This is a genomic window from Chitinasiproducens palmae, assembly GCF_900095735.1.
Classification (GTDB): domain Bacteria; phylum Pseudomonadota; class Gammaproteobacteria; order Burkholderiales; family Burkholderiaceae; genus Chitinasiproducens; species Chitinasiproducens palmae.
Genome location: NZ_FNLO01000015.1, coordinates 109520 through 123814, shown reverse-complemented (window position 1 = coordinate 123814; position 14295 = coordinate 109520). Strand labels below are relative to the sequence as shown.

At 69.2% G+C, this 14295-nt stretch carries 11 protein-coding genes; 5 read left to right on the top strand and 6 right to left on the bottom strand.

The window, feature by feature from the left end; all coding sequences use genetic code 11:
• Positions 1-366 precede the first annotated feature (366 nt).
• Entirely contained in the window at positions 367-2631 is a 2265-nt protein-coding gene (locus BLU54_RS20920; RefSeq protein ID WP_091912659.1) for a TonB-dependent receptor, read from the top strand.
• Here BLU54_RS20920 and BLU54_RS20915 read toward each other — a convergent pair.
• Entirely contained in the window at positions 2619-3566 is a 948-nt protein-coding gene (locus tag BLU54_RS20915; RefSeq protein ID WP_091912657.1) for a LysR family transcriptional regulator, read from the bottom strand. The genes BLU54_RS20920 and BLU54_RS20915 overlap by 13 nt on opposite strands.
• A 192-nt stretch (positions 3567-3758) precedes the next feature.
• Here BLU54_RS20915 and aceB point away from each other — a divergent pair, with 192 nt between their 5' ends.
• Positions 3759-5354, top strand: a complete 1596-nt coding sequence (gene aceB / locus BLU54_RS20910; RefSeq protein WP_091912655.1) for a malate synthase A — start codon at positions 3759-3761, stop codon at positions 5352-5354.
• Between the two features lie 132 nt (positions 5355-5486).
• Complete coding sequence (locus BLU54_RS20905) at positions 5487-5906, top strand: hypothetical protein (protein WP_091912653.1); 420 nt, start codon at positions 5487-5489, stop codon at positions 5904-5906.
• A 31-nt stretch (positions 5907-5937) separates the two neighbouring features.
• Here BLU54_RS20905 and BLU54_RS20900 read toward each other — a convergent pair whose 3' ends face one another.
• From BLU54_RS20900 to BLU54_RS20890, 3 genes are all read right to left on the bottom strand, one after another.
• Entirely contained in the window at positions 5938-6408 is a 471-nt protein-coding gene (locus BLU54_RS20900) for a copper chaperone PCu(A)C (RefSeq protein WP_235838064.1), read from the bottom strand.
• A 172-nt stretch (positions 6409-6580) separates the two neighbouring features.
• Entirely contained in the window at positions 6581-8209 is a 1629-nt protein-coding gene (locus tag BLU54_RS20895) for a PepSY-associated TM helix domain-containing protein (RefSeq protein WP_091912651.1), read from the bottom strand.
• A 284-nt stretch (positions 8210-8493) separates the two neighbouring features.
• Positions 8494-9318 carry a hypothetical protein gene (locus tag BLU54_RS20890; RefSeq protein ID WP_091912649.1) on the bottom strand — a complete coding sequence of 275 codons (825 nt, stop codon included), beginning with the start codon at positions 9316-9318 and terminating at the stop codon, positions 8494-8496.
• Positions 9319-9561: 243 nt separating this feature from the next.
• Between BLU54_RS20890 and BLU54_RS20885 the strand changes: the two genes are divergently transcribed.
• Entirely contained in the window at positions 9562-10113 is a 552-nt protein-coding gene (locus tag BLU54_RS20885) for an antimicrobial peptide resistance and lipid A acylation PagP (RefSeq protein WP_091912647.1), read from the top strand.
• Here BLU54_RS20885 and BLU54_RS20880 read toward each other — a convergent pair.
• Both BLU54_RS20880 and BLU54_RS20875 read right to left on the bottom strand, forming a co-directional pair.
• Positions 10101-10874: an aspartate/glutamate racemase family protein gene (locus BLU54_RS20880; RefSeq protein ID WP_235838063.1), complete on the bottom strand. Its 774-nt coding sequence runs from the start codon at positions 10872-10874 to the stop codon at positions 10101-10103. The two genes, BLU54_RS20885 and BLU54_RS20880, sit on opposite strands and share 13 nt — an antisense overlap.
• Positions 10859-11851 (bottom strand): ABC transporter substrate-binding protein, encoded by a 993-nt coding sequence (locus tag BLU54_RS20875; RefSeq protein WP_235838062.1) that lies wholly within the window; start codon positions 11849-11851, stop codon positions 10859-10861. Before BLU54_RS20875 ends, BLU54_RS20880 begins: the two co-directional genes overlap by 16 nt.
• 403 nt (positions 11852-12254) lie before the next feature.
• Between BLU54_RS20875 and BLU54_RS20870 the strand changes: the two genes are divergently transcribed.
• Positions 12255-14249, top strand: a complete 1995-nt coding sequence (locus BLU54_RS20870; RefSeq protein WP_170845247.1) for a hydantoinase/oxoprolinase family protein — start codon at positions 12255-12257, stop codon at positions 14247-14249.
• Positions 14250-14295 lie beyond the last annotated feature (46 nt).

Below are 14295 nucleotides of genomic sequence, written 5' to 3'. Positions count from 1 at the left end.
CTCGCACCCACGCTCGGCACGACCGTGTGATGGCCGCTGCCCCGCGTGAGCAGACGTGCCTAAACTTGCGTGCCTGAACTTGCGTGCCTGAGCTGGCGTGCCTGAGCTGGCGTGCATGAGCGCTGCGATGCAACGTCGTGCACCTCGGCCTCGCGCTTTGCGCGCGCTCGCATCGTTACCGGTGCGGCCGCCGCGCCGGCGTGTCCCATCCGTCGTCACCCGTGCCTTCCAGACCGCCGCGGCGCGTCGGCTCGCCATTTCGCCTGCCACCTGCTCAGGCGATTCGCTTGCCGACCTGCGCGCCGGTGGCCTGACGTCGTCCCACGGCGGAGCACGGGGCCATGCCCGATCCGGATTCGAACCGACATGTCCTCCTCTCGATGTTCCGCGCCGCGCGCCATTCATGCGCTGCGCACCCCGCTTTCCACCGCCGCCTTGCTGAGTTGGGCGCTTCGCCGTGTCTGGCCGCCGGCGGCCGCGCTCGGCCTGTGCGCGGCTTCCACGGTGGCGGCGGCCGCGCCGGCCAGTGTGCCGTCGCCGAGAGCCGATAGCGCCGCCACCGAGCCGTTGGCGGAGCCCAGCGGCGAAGCCGCAACCACCGGCGATGCGCTGCCCCTCATCGAGACGCGCGCCGCTGCCGCTCAGGATGTGCCGGTCGGCACCGGTTCCCACCTCGGACTGACCGAGCGCGAGACCCCGGCAAGTGTCGAGCGCATCACGCGCGCCACGTTGGAGACGCGCGGCGACGCGCTGGTGATCGACGCGGTCAGTCGCGCCACCGGCATCAGCGCGTTGCCGCATCCGGGCAACGGCGGTTCGGCGTTGGGCGCGCGCGGCTTCACCGACAGCGGTTCGGTGATGCAGCTCTATGACGGCGTGCGCCCGTATGGCGCGCTCGGCGTTACCTACCCGTTCGATACGTGGGCCGTCGATCACATCGACGTGCTGCGTGGCCCGGCTTCGGTGATCTATGGCGAAGGGGCGATCGGCGGCGTGGTCAATGTCGTGCCGAAGAAGCCGACGCAAACGCCGATCGAGAACGAAGTGCAGCTTGGCATCGGCACCGAGGGCACCGCGCGCGCGGCGTTCGGCAGCGGCGGCGCGGTCAACGATCGACTGTCGTATCGCTTCGATGTCAGCGGCAACCGGTCGAACAACTGGGTCGACGCGGGCGACTCGCGCAATCTGTCGATCTCCGGCGCGCTGCGCTTCCGGGTGAACCGTGATGTCGCGGTGACCTTGTCGCATGCGCAGGGCTGGCAGCATCCGATGCGCTACTTCGGTACGCCGCTGATCGCGGGCCGCTTCGATCCCTCGACGTTCTCGCGCAATTACAACGTGGGCGACGCGTTGATCAGCTATCGCGACAGCTGGACCACGCTCGGCGCCGAATGGCGGCTCGGCGATGGCGTGTCGCTGAACAGCACCGTGTATTACATGCGCAGCGACCGGCACTGGCGCAATGCCGAGTACTACACGTGGCTGCCGGGCACGTCGCTGGTCGAGCGCAGCGCCTATACCGAAATCCTTCACGAGCAGCGGCAGGTGGGCAACGTGACCACCTTGAAGGCCGACGGACGCGTGTTCGGCATGGACAACCTGTTCTCGGCGGGCGTCGAGATGAATCACACGACGTTCCAGCACACCAACAACAGCGGCGATCCAGCGAGCAGCGTCGTCGGCATCTACGGCGGCGATCCGGGCGGCTTCCTGAACCCCGACGGCACTGCGCCGGCCTACCGCACGCAAGCCAATCAGTATGCGTTCTTCGCGGAAGACCGGTTGGCCTTGAACACGCGGTGGTCCGTCGTCACCGGTTTGCGCTACGACCATGCGAATGTCGGCCGCATCGGCTTGCGCGACGACGGCACGGCGCCGCTGCGGGTGGTATTCGCGCACACCGGCTGGCGCATCGGCACCGTCTACGACGTGCTGCCGACCGTCTCGGTGTACGCGCAGGTGTCGAGCGCGGCCGACCCGCTCGGCACCATCCTGATGCTCAGCCCGAACGCCGCGCGCTACCCGCAGGCGACGGGCCGGCAGATCGAGGTGGGCGTCAAGCAGACGTTTCTCGGCGGACGTGGCGACTGGACGCTGGCCTTCTACGAGATCGTCAAGCGCAATCTGTTGAGTGCGGACCCGGCCGACCCGACGCAGGTGATGCCGGTGGGCCGGCAGTCGTCGCGTGGCGTCGAAGCCAGTGTCGGCATGGCGCTGGCCAACGATTGGCGCGTCGACGCGAATCTTGCCCTGCTGCGTGCCCGCTACGACGATTTCGTCGACAGCAGCGGCGGCGCGGCGGTGTCACGGGCGGGCAACGTGCCGACCGACGTGCCGCAGCAGCTCGCCAACGTCTGGGTGAGCTGGCGTTTCGCGCCGCAGTGGACATCGACGGCCGGGTTGCGCTACGTCGGCCGCCGCTTCGCGGACAACGCCAACACGCTGTCGATGGGATCGTACGCGACCGTCGACGCGTCGGTCGCATGGCGCTGGCGTCCTGATACTACGGTAACCGCGCGCGTCTACAACCTGTTCGACAAGCGCTACGCCCAGACCGCGTATTACAACGCCACGCAATGGCTGCTCGGCAACGACCGGCGCGTCGAGCTGGTCCTCGATCACAGGTTCTGAGCGGGCCGGGCCAGTGCCGGCATGCTGTCGTCGGGGCCGAGCCGGCGGTCGCCCGCGTAGGCGGCGCGCAGATGGTCGAGCAGCGCGCGCACGCGCGCGGGCAGATGGCGGCGATGCGGAAACACCGCGTGGATGCCGGTCGGCGGCGCCGCGTGGCGGTCGAGCACCGGCACCAGTCGGCCGGCGCGCACGTCTTCGCCCACTTCCCACCATGAGCGCCAGGCAAGCCCCTGGTGCGCGAGGCACCAGGCGTGGATCACCGCGCCGTCCGAACAGCGCATCGCGCCATCGACGCGCACCGTCAGCGGCTTGCGATCGACGGTGAAGGTCCAGCCGCGCTGGCGATGCGGGCCGTCGCCCAGCACCAGGCATCGGTGCCGATGCAGATCGTTGGGCGTGGCCGGCGTGCCGTGGCGCGCGAGGTAGGTGGGCGAAGCGACGCAGACGCGCGGCGTCTCGCCGAGCCGCACCGCGCTCAATGTCGAGTCCGGCAGGTCGCCCAGCCGTACCGCACAGTCGTAGCCTTCCTCGACCAGGTCGACGACGCGATCGCTGAGATCGAGCGACAGCGTGACCGCCGGGAAGGTTTCGAGAAAGGCCGGCATCAGCGGCGCCACGTGCTGTCGGCCGAAGCCGGCCGGCGCCGTCACCCGCAGATGGCCGCTGGCCGCCGCGATGCCGGCGCCGATGCTTTCCTCGGCCTCTTCGAGTTCGCCGAGGATGCGCTGGCAGTCTTCGAGGAACAGTTCGCCCTCGCGCGTCAACGACACGCGCCGCGTCGTCCGGATCAGCAGCTTGACGCCCAGCCGCTCCTCCAACGCGTTCAGGCGCCTGCCGACGATGGCGGGGACGACGCCTTCGGCCTGTGCCGCCGCCGACAGGCTGCCGCGCGCGGCGACGTCCACGAAGGTCTGGATCTGCTTGAGTCTGGGCATGGCGTGGCCTCGTGCGGGCGGGTGGTTCCGTCCTTTATAGGACAAAAAGTAAAAGATGAAATGATCTGGCCGATGTTTATTTACCGGAGGTGCGTCAATACAATCGGTTCCACAGGCTGTCGGAAGAGCAGGGCGAGCATGCTCCGCCGCCGGCGCGCGTTCTCATCAGCAAAGACCGACCGGAGACGAACCATGAACCAGCCCCAGCCAGCACTGCCCGACGGCATGCGCATCGAGGCACCGCTCGAAGCAGGCTTCGACAGCATCCTCACGCCAGCGGCGCTTGCCTTCGTGGCCGCCTTGCACCGCCGCTTCGAGCCGCGGCGCCAGGCACTGCTGCAGGCGCGCCGCGAACGCGCCGCGCGCTTCGATGCCGGCGAGCGTCCCGATTTCCTGCCCGACACGCAGGCCGTGCGCGACGGCGACTGGCGCATTGCGCCGTTGCCCGAAGCGCTCCGCTGCCGGCGTGTCGAGATCACCGGTCCGGTCGACCGCAAGATGGTGATCAACGCGCTGAACTCGGGCGCCGACGCCTTCATGGCCGACTTCGAGGACGCCAACGCGCCGCTGTGGCGCAACCAGATCGCGGGCCAGATCAACCTGCGCGACGCGATCCGGCGCGAGATCTCCCTTGAGCAGAACGGCAAGTCGTATCGACTCAACGACAAGATCGCCACCTTGCTGGTGCGGCCGCGCGGCTGGCATCTGGACGAAAAGCATGTGACGGTCGACGGCCAGCGCGTCTCCGGCGGCATCTTCGATTTCGCGCTGTTCTTCTTCCACAACGCGAAGGCGCAACTGGCGCGCGGCGCCGGTCCATATTTCTACCTGCCGAAGATGGAGAGCCATCTCGAGGCACGGCTGTGGAACGATATCTTCGTGCACGCGCAGGAAGCGCTCGACGTGCCGCGCGGCTCGATTCGCGCGACCGTGCTGATCGAATCGATTCTCGCCGCGTTCGAGATGGACGAGATCCTCTACGAGCTTCGCGAGCACAGCGCAGGACTGAACGCCGGACGCTGGGACTATATCTTCTCGGCGATCAAGAAGTTCCGCAAGCGCGAGGGTTTCTGTCTGGCCGAGCGCGCGCGCATCACGATGACGGTGCCGTTCATGCGCGCGTACGCGTTGCTCCTGCTGAAGACCTGCCACCGCCGCCAGGCGCCGGCAATCGGCGGCATGAGCGCGCTGATCCCGATCAAGAACGACGCGGCAGCGAACGAACGCGCGCTGGCCGGCGTGCGCAGCGACAAGGCGCGCGACGCGGGCGATGGCTACGATGGCGGCTGGGTCGCGCATCCGGGCCTGGTGCCGGTGGCGATGGAGGCCTTCGTCGCCGTGCTTGGCGACGCGCCGAACCAGATCGACAAGCAGCGCGACGACGTCTCGGTCGGCGCAAAGGACCTGCTCGATTTCCAACCCGAAACGCCGATCACCGAAGCGGGCCTGCGCGCCAACATCAACGTCAGCATCCATTATCTGGGGGCGTGGCTGGCGGGTAACGGCTGTGTGCCGATCAACAACCTGATGGAAGACGCGGCGACCGCGGAGATTTCCCGTTCGCAGGTCTGGCAATGGCTGCACTCGCCGAAGGGGCGTCTCGATGACGGGCGCCGCATCGACGTGGAGATGGTGCGGCGGATGATCGGCGAAGAACTGACGCGGGTGAAGACCGCCGTCGGCGGCGACGGTGCCACCTACGATCGGGCTGCCCAGGTCTTCGAGCGGATGTCCACTGGCGACGGCTTCGACGAGTTCCTCACGCTGCCGCTGTACGAGACGCTCTGAACCGCCGCGCCGTCGGGACAATGGCATGAACGTTGCGGCAGCACGCGTCTCGGCCGCGCGTGCTGCCGCCGTGGCGATTCATCCGCCACGTCGCCGCATGCGCGCGCCTCCCTCGCTTGCCAGGAGACGTTGATGAGTGAAACCGCCAACACGCTGACCCAGCGCTACATTCTCTATATTGCCGAGCAACGGGTGTTCGCGCGCAATGCGCGGGGCAAGCTGATCGACCTGGGCGTCGCCGAGCAGGCAGACGGCGGCGGCAAGCTCGGCTATACGCTGGACGTGGCAGCCGAAAACGGCGCGACGATTGCCGGCAGCGGTTTCGCGGCACCAGTCGAGGCGCTGCGCGATCTGGCCGGCAAACTCGATTTCACCTATCTCGATCAGCAGTTCACCAGCTTGCCGAATCGGATCGAAGACGAGCGGCCGATCGATCTGGCGAATGCGCCGCAGCACGCGTTCACGGTCGACGAATTCGGCGACGACAAGTCGGGCGGCGCTTCGGTGAGCGGCGGCGGTGCCGGCAACGGCGGCACGCCGCACATCTTCTGAGCCGCGATCGGCTGCGCCGCCGGCCACGCCGTCAGTGCGCGGCGCGCGCCGCGGCCGGACGGACCACGCAGGACGCGGTAATGGGCGCGTGCCCGTCGAACTGCAGGGTCAGCGGCACGGTGGCGCCGACGGCGAGCGGCTGCTTCGCTTCCTCGAGCATCACGTGGTAGCCACCGGGCGCGAACGACAGCTTCCCGCCAGCCGGGATATCGACGCTGTCGACCATCATCATGCGGGCAACGCCCCCTTCGCTGCTGCTGCGGTGCATCATCGCCATCCCGAAAGCGGGCGAGTCGACGCCAACCAGCTTGAGCGCCTTGCGCGCCGGATTCTGCACGTCGAAATAAGCGGAGGAAGGCAGGTTGCCCGGCATCGCGCGCACCCAGCAGGCTTGCACGGCCGGCGCGCCGGCGTCGGCGGGCGCGGCCAGCGCGGGCATGGCGCACAGTGTGGCTGAACCGGCCAACAGGCAGGCGGCGAAGACGGAAGAGATGCGGCTCATGGAAACGTCCTTGGATTTGAGGGCGCTGCTCGGTTGGTCCGCGTCAGCGGCGAACAGTGCAACGCCTGGGATGATAGCGGTCGCGCGGCGCCGCGCAGCCGCTTGCGACGATGGACCGCACGCGCGCGTTTGGGCAGGTGCGTCCGCGGCAAGACATGTGCAAGCACGCCGCTCAACGGCCGGCGCTCGCCGACAGCAGGCGGCGGCCCGCGAGCCGGTCGACGCACCACACCAGCAGCAGGCTGGCGCCCATCATAGGAAACACCAACCCGACGCACGCCAGCCCGATCACCCAGGCGCGCATCGTGGCGGCGGTCAACGGCCGTGACGGCGCGGCAAGTCGGCCGCGCGGCCGACGCTTCAGCCACATCAGCAGCCCGGTGACAGCCAGCCCCAGCAAGCCCAGCGAGATGGCCGCGCAGGCGATCTGATTGGCCAGCCCGAAATACCGGCCCATGTGCAGCGACGTGCCGTAGGCGACCGCCTTGGCGACCGCGCCGTACTGCCGGTAGCCAAGATCCTTGACGATGGCGCCGCTACGCGCGTCGATGTTCAGGATGCGTTCGCCCTGCGGATCGGGCGGGTAATAGGAGACCGTGTACACGCCGTCCGGCGTCGTCGGCAGGGCGACGTCGTAGCCGGTCACGACGCCTTCGCGCGCAGCGATCGCCACCACGCGATCGAGCGGCAAACGCTGTGCCGGCGTGGCGCTGCTGCCTGTCGGAATGGCGGCGAGACCGGCTGCCCACGGCGTCAGCTCGACCGGCAATTGATCGACCCGCGTCGGCGGCTGCGGCGCGCCATTCGCGACCTGGCCGGGCTGCGGCAACCGCTCCTGCTCGCCGTCGGCCGCGTGACTTTCGTTCCTGCCGTGCATCGCGGCCGCCGAGTGGCCACCATGGCCCTCATGACCACCCTGGCCCTCAGGCCCACCGTGCCGGCTGCCTGACATCGCCGCGGCATCGGTTCCCGACGCCGCCGCATGACCGGCATGCGCCGCGCCCGCCGGCGCGTCGCCATGCACGTGCGACGCACCGGCCGCCTCGCCCAAGCCGGCGCGTGTCACCAGTGCCTTGAACTGCTGGCCCCATGACCCCGTCCACGGCATGCCGGTGAGCACGAAAGCCAGCCCGCCGATCGCCAACCACGCGCCCAGCGCGCCGTGCAGCGATTTCCACCAATTGCGGCGGGTCGCGGCGCGCTCCGGCAGCCATGCCCGCGCCCCTGTCTGGCGCAACCTCGGCCACCACAGCGCCAGCCCTGTGCCGAGCATCACCAGCGTCCAGCAGGCCGCGAGTTCCATCACCAGTTCGCCGGGCTTGCCGAGCAGCAACGCGCGGTGCAGCAGGCGCGCCTGCCGCATCAGGCGGTGCTCGACACTCAGGGTGCCAAGTATCTGACCGCTGTACGGGTCGACATACACGCTGTCGCTTTCGCCATCCGGACGGCGAAACACGAATTCCGCGCTGCTGCGGGCATCGGTCCGTATCGTGGCGGTCGTCGCAACGGCGCCGGCAGGCATCGCGTCGCGGGCGCGGGCCAGCAGCGTCTGTCTCGCCAGCGGCGTGCCGGCAGGGTCGACACGGAGCAACGAGGGGTAAAGCAGCGGCTCGATCTGTGGCTGAAAGCAGTAGAGGGTGCCGGTCAACGCCAGCACGATCAGCAATGGCATCACGAACAGCCCGGCGTAGAAATGCCATCGCCACAGTGTGCGGTAACGGGCAGGGCTGTCGTCGGGCCGACCGACGGGCCGGACGGGGCGGGGCAGGCGCCCGCTGGAATCGGATAGAGGAGCAGTCATTGGCAGACGATGAAAACAGTGCGCGAGTCGTTGGCGGCGCCAGGCGCGCCAGCGCGGCCGAGCGGGCAAACGGAGGCAGCACGGCGCAACGTGTGAAGGTGGCATTCGCCCGCGGACGCCGACAGGCATCGCGAGGGCCTGGCATGCCGACGCAGCCGAGCCGCGCATACGCGTGCTGCGGCATGCGAAGCGTTGACGGGCGCCGGGCGGGCGTAGTGCGGCCGTGACCAGCGGCGGGCCAGGAGTCCGGCGGTGGCGTCAGCCTGCGCGACGCGCAGCGTGTCTCAGGCGCCGAGCGCGAAGAGGGACCGCTTCGAGCGGCTGGCCGAGGGCGGGGCGCGTGCGCCGCGTTGCGCCGGTCGACGGCGCAGGCGGGGCAGCAGAAAGCGAGGCAGCGATGGTCGTCCGGTCCGGGACGGCGGCGACGCGAGCAGCGCATGAAGCAGCATGGCGCCCAGCGCGACGAACAAGGATGCCCAGAACGGGCACGGGCCATCGTGCTGGGTGTGCTCGTCGCCATGCCGGTGATGATCGGCATGGCCAGCGTTGCTATCGTTCGCACCATCGCCCAGCGCGGGCATCGCGTGCGTCGCATGCATCGCGCCGGCATGTGTCGCCTGCGCTGCAGATGCCGGCGCGCCGCCCATCGGCAGCGCCCGCTCGGGTTGCACCGCGTGTGCGTGGCGGATCGCACTGTCGGGATCGTTGACGTATGCGTCGCCGTCGTGTGCCTCGTCCCCCGACGCGACGTGGCGGTGGTGCCCGTGGTGCGCGGCCGCGTGGCTCGGCGCGCCCGGTGACGGTGGCTGCGGCTGCGTGGCTCCGACCGTGACGGCAGCGTCGTCGGCGCCAGGCTGGCGTTGGCTCGGGCCCTGGTGTACGCGCCTCGGCGATGCCAGTCCGGAAGGCACTGCCCCGCTCTGTGCCGCTGCCGGCCAGCGCAGCACGCCACCGCCGTCGCACATCGCGAGCGCGAACGGATTCCCATCCGCTACATCGAGCATGTAGCCGGCCGGAATCAGGGCGCGCAGGAGCAGCAGCACGACGGCCAGCAGCAGCCAGGCATGTCGTGGATGGCGCGCCGTCGACGGGGACGAGGTCGGTCGCATGCCGCATTGTACTTAAAGCAGGCCAGTCGCCGCCGCGAGACGAGCGCGGTGCGGGCGCAGGAACGAGGCCACTGCGTTGCAGCACGGTCGGCCCGCCGGCGCGGCCGGGACGGCGCGCGCCAGGGCGCAGACAGGGCGCGGCGGCGCTGGCACAATAGGGCAGCATACCGGACGCCCTGCCGGTTCCATCATGCCGCCCGCGCGGCGAAGCGAGCAGCCGATCGCTTCACTCACGACGCATAGATGAACAAGAAGACCGCTTCCCTCGCCCTGGCTGTTTCCCTCTCCACTTCCTCGTGCGGCGCATTCGCGGGCTGCGGTGGCGGCTGGTTCGACCAGACCTGCCAGCGTATCTCGGATGTGGCGCACAACGGCGCCTGGGATCTCTATGTGACCGGCTATGGCTGGCACATCGACGGCTATGGCGACCGCCGTCACAGCCTGAACGCCAATTCCTACGGCTTCGGCGTCGGCAAGCATCTCACCGGTGCAAACGGTCACCAGGACATGCTGTTCGCCTTCGCCTTCCTGGACTCCCACAAGAACGTGCAGCCGATCGCCGGCTACGCGCGGCAGTGGTTCACCCGGCCCGTCGGCGACTTCTCGGTGGGCGGCGGCTACTTCATCGGTGTGACCGCCCGGCAGGACATCCTTCACTACGTGCCGATCCCGATCGGGCTGCCGATCGGCTCGCTGCGCTACAAGCGCGTCTCGCTGATGGCAACCTTCATCCCGCACCTGGGCAGCCTGAACGAAGGCAATCTGGCGTTCTTCTGGGGCCGCTACGAGTTCTGAGCCAGCGCGGACACCGTGGACGCCGCGGTGTCCGCGTCGGTGACCGCGAACCGGCGCGGCCGCAGCCCGGCATGGAACCACTCGCCCATGCTGACGATATCGAACACCGGCAGTGCCAGCGCCTCGGCGAGATCGGCGGAGTAGGGCGCGAAGTTCGCGCATTCGCTGACGATCGCACCGATGTCCGGATGAGCGGCGTGCAGCGCGCGCGCGCACGCCAGCAGTTCGCGGCCCTGCTCCGCCACGTCGACCCGCGCGGCATTCGAGAGGTTGTTGCGGAAGAACTGTGAATCCGCGGACAGGCCGCCCACCGGCAGGTCGGCGGGCAGGCCAAGCGCGGCGAAGTGTTCGGCACCGAGCGCGTCCGGCTTCGCGCACAGCACGCCAACCCGCTTGCCGGGCGGCAGCATCGCCGCCACCGACGGTATCTGCAGCAGGCTCGACGTGGCGACCGGCACCGCGCAGCGCGCGGCGAGCGCACGTTGATGCTTGACCAGGAAGCCGCAACTGGTCGTGATGCCGTCGACGCCGAGCCGGACCAGTGCATCCGCCGCCTCGACGAAGCGCGTCAGCACCTCGCCGCGCCCGTCGATCACGTCCGGGCCGTGGACGCCGCGAACGACGCCATACTGAACCGGGAACGGCCAGGTCGCCGCATGGCCGATGTCGCCGGGCACGCGCTGGAAGCCGGTGTCGAGCATCAGAATGCCGAGGGTCACGCCATGCACGGTGCGCTGGCGGGGCGTCAGTTCACGAAGCATTGGCATTTCTCGAAAGAGGCCGGCACCGCCATGCCCAGTTGAGCAAGTTTCTGCCGGTTGATCAGCGCGAGGTAGTCGGACGGCTGCGGCCGGTAGATGGCCAACGACGAAGGCTTGACGCCCTTGAGCAACTGCAGCGCCAGTTGCGCGGCGTGCGCCCCCTGCGATTCGTAGGAGGGCGCATACGCCACTGCGATGATGTTTCCCTTGCGGATCAGCTCGTGCTCGGCGCTCAGAATCGGCATCTTCATGCGGTCGGTGACCGAGGCCACGGCCGGCAGCGACGACTGAACCAGATTCGATCCGATCGCGTAGAAGAAGTCGGCGCCCTTCATGGTGCCGGTGCGCTGCGGCACGTCGATCGTGCTGTCGACCGAGGTGGCGAGCATCTTCAAGCCCGCCTTCGCGGCGGCGGTCTTCAGACTGTCGATCGCGGCCACGTCGTTGACCTCGCCCGCGTTGTACAGCACGCCGAACGACTTTGCCTGTGGGAAGACCTTCTTCGCGAAAGACAGCACGGCATCGTAGTCGGTCACGCTGGCCGAACCGACGATCCGATCGCTGCCGTGCTGCCAGTCCGGCACCAGACCGGCCGCCACCGGATTGGTGACCTGCGAGAACACCAGCGGAATCGAGCGGTCGCTGACATTGCGCACGGAGGCCTGCGCGACCGGCGTGGTGACGGTGAGAATCAGCGCCGGCTTCTGGGACACGATCTGAGCCAGCGTCTGCGGGATCAGGCCGGGTGTGAAGTTCGCATCGCTGTACACATAGTGCACCGTCTTGCCGTCGACGTAGCCGGCCTTCGTCATTTCATCCTTGAAACCGGCGATGGTGCGCGCCAGCGCCGGATGCGGGCCGAAGTTGGCAATGCCGATCGTCGTTTCCGCCGCAGCGCTGGCGGCGGTACAGCAGGCCAGAACGGCAGTGGCCAGCGACAGCGCGCGCAGCGCGCGTCGGGGTAAAGCGCATTTCATTGCGTCCATGTCCTTATCACGGTGGCCGGAAACATGGGCATTGTCCCCAGATCAAAAAGACGGGCCACGCGTCGTGAACCAAGCAGGTCCGAATTCCTATCAAAGAAGACGTGCGGGCCAACATCGCCGCGGCGATCGCGTGAGCCCGTGAGCGCGTGAGCGCTCTTTGCCGGCGCCGGCATCGGCGCCATCCCGGCGCGTCCTGCCGACGTGGCGGCGGATCGACGGATGGGGGGCGCATCGCGGCAAACGGCAACGGCAACGGCAACGGCAAGGCCAGCGAATTCCGATCAAACAGAACTGAAACCCGTTAGCAAAGGATTGCCGGCGGCGCCGCTTTTAGAGTGGGCACTATCGTTTCGGCGCGGCGGCCCGTACACGCGTCCGTCCTCGGGATACTGTGATGACTGTTCAAGCTTTCTCGGCCACGGCGGCCCCTGCCACCACGCACCACGCGTCGCGCTGTCGTGTCGGTATCGACATCGGCGGCACCTTCACCGATTTCGTGCTCGAGGCGGACGGCAGCCGTTTCACCCACAAGGTATTGACCACGCCACAGGCGCCCGAGCAGGGCGTGCTCGCCGGGCTCGGCGTGCTGCTGGCACGCGCTGGCATTGCACCCGGTGCGCTCGACGCGGTGCTGCACGGTACGACGCTCGCCACCAATGCGTTGCTGGAACGGCGCGGCGCACGGTCCGCGCTGCTGACGACCGAAGGCTTCCGGGACGTCATCGAAACCGGTACCGAAAGCCGCTGCGACCAGTACGACCTGATGCTCGGCAAGGGCGCGCCGCTGATCGAACGCGACTTGCGTTTCGTGGTGCCGGAGCGTGTCGATGCACGCGGACAGGTGTTGTTGCCGCTCGATGTCGACGCGGTGGCCGGCCATGCGCGGCGCATCGCGGAACTCGGCGTCGCGAGCCTCGCGATCGCGTTCATGCACAGCTACGCGAACCCGGCGCACGAACGCGCCGCCGCGGAAATCGTTGCGCGCCATGCGCCGGGCGTGGCGATCTCGCTGTCGTCGGACGTCTCGCCGGAGATCCGCGAATTCGAGCGCTTCTCCACCACCTGCGTCAACGCCTACGTGCAGCCGCTGATGCAGGCCTACGTCGAACGCCTGCACGTGGGACTCGCGGCGCTCGGCGTGCGGGCGCCGCTGCTGCTGATGCTGTCGAACGGTGGGCTGTGCGATGTCGCCACCGCGTGTCGCTACCCGGTTCGCCTGCTCGAATCGGGGCCGGCTGGCGGGGCGTTGCTGGCCGCCCGGCTGGCGCAGCGCCACGGCTTCGACGCCGTGCTGTCGCTCGACATCGGCGGCACCACGGCCAAGCTGTGCTTCATCGACCACGGCGAGCCGCAGACGGCCCGCTCGCTGGAAGTGGCACGGCACTACCGCTTCAAGCCCGGTAGTGGCATCCCCTTGCGCATCCCCGTCATCGAGTTGGCCGAGATCGGCGCCGGCGGCGGATCGATCGCGCGCGTCGACGCGCTGGGCCGCGTCACGGTCGGTCCGGACAGCGCCGGCTCCGCGCCCGGGCCCGCGTGCTATGGCCGGGGCGGCGTGGCGGCGACACTGACCGACGCGCATCTGCACGCGGGGCGACTCGACCCGCGATATTTTGCGGCCGGCACGCTCGCGCTCGACGCGGCGGCGGCGCGGCGCGTCATCGCCGAGCAGGTGGGCGAAGCGCTGGGCACCGATGCCGACGAGGCCGCGTATGCGGTCGCGGAGGTGGCCGACGAGGCCATGGCGCAGGCGGCGCGCGAGCATGCGGTCGAGACCGGCCGCAGCGTCGCGGGCCGCGTGCTGATTGCCTTCGGCGGCTCGGCCCCACTGCATGCGGCGCGCCTCGCCGACAAGCTGGGCATCGACCGCGTCCTGATTCCGGCGCAGGCCGGCGTCGGCTCGGCGCTGGGATTCCTGCATGCGCCGCTTGCCTTCGAGGCCTCGCAGAGCCTCTATCAACGGCTCGATACGCTCGATATCGACGCGGTCGCGGCAGTGCTCGAGACGCTCGCATCACGCGCCGCTGCGGTGCTTGCCGGTCTGGCGCCCGACGCGCCACGCTGCGTGTCGCGCCACGCGTTTCTGCGCTATGCGGGGCAGGGCCACGAACTGCGGGTGCCGGTGCCCGACGGCGCGCTCGGCAGCGACGCGGCCGCGCATCTGGCGGATGCCTTTGCCACCGCATACCGGGAACGATACGGGCTGACCATCGTGGGGGCGCGCGTCGAGGCACTCGGCTGGACCGTGCGGGTGACCGTCGACGAAGGCGCTCACGCGCAGGTGGCCGACAGCCGCCCGGTCGGTGCCGGGCCGGGGCATGCGGACGAGGCGTCGCGACAGGATGGCGAACCGGTGGTGCCCGAGACCGTGCGCGCGGTGCTGGATTAGGCGACCCGGGCACGCGCGGATCATCGCATCGTTGCCCGTCCGGGCC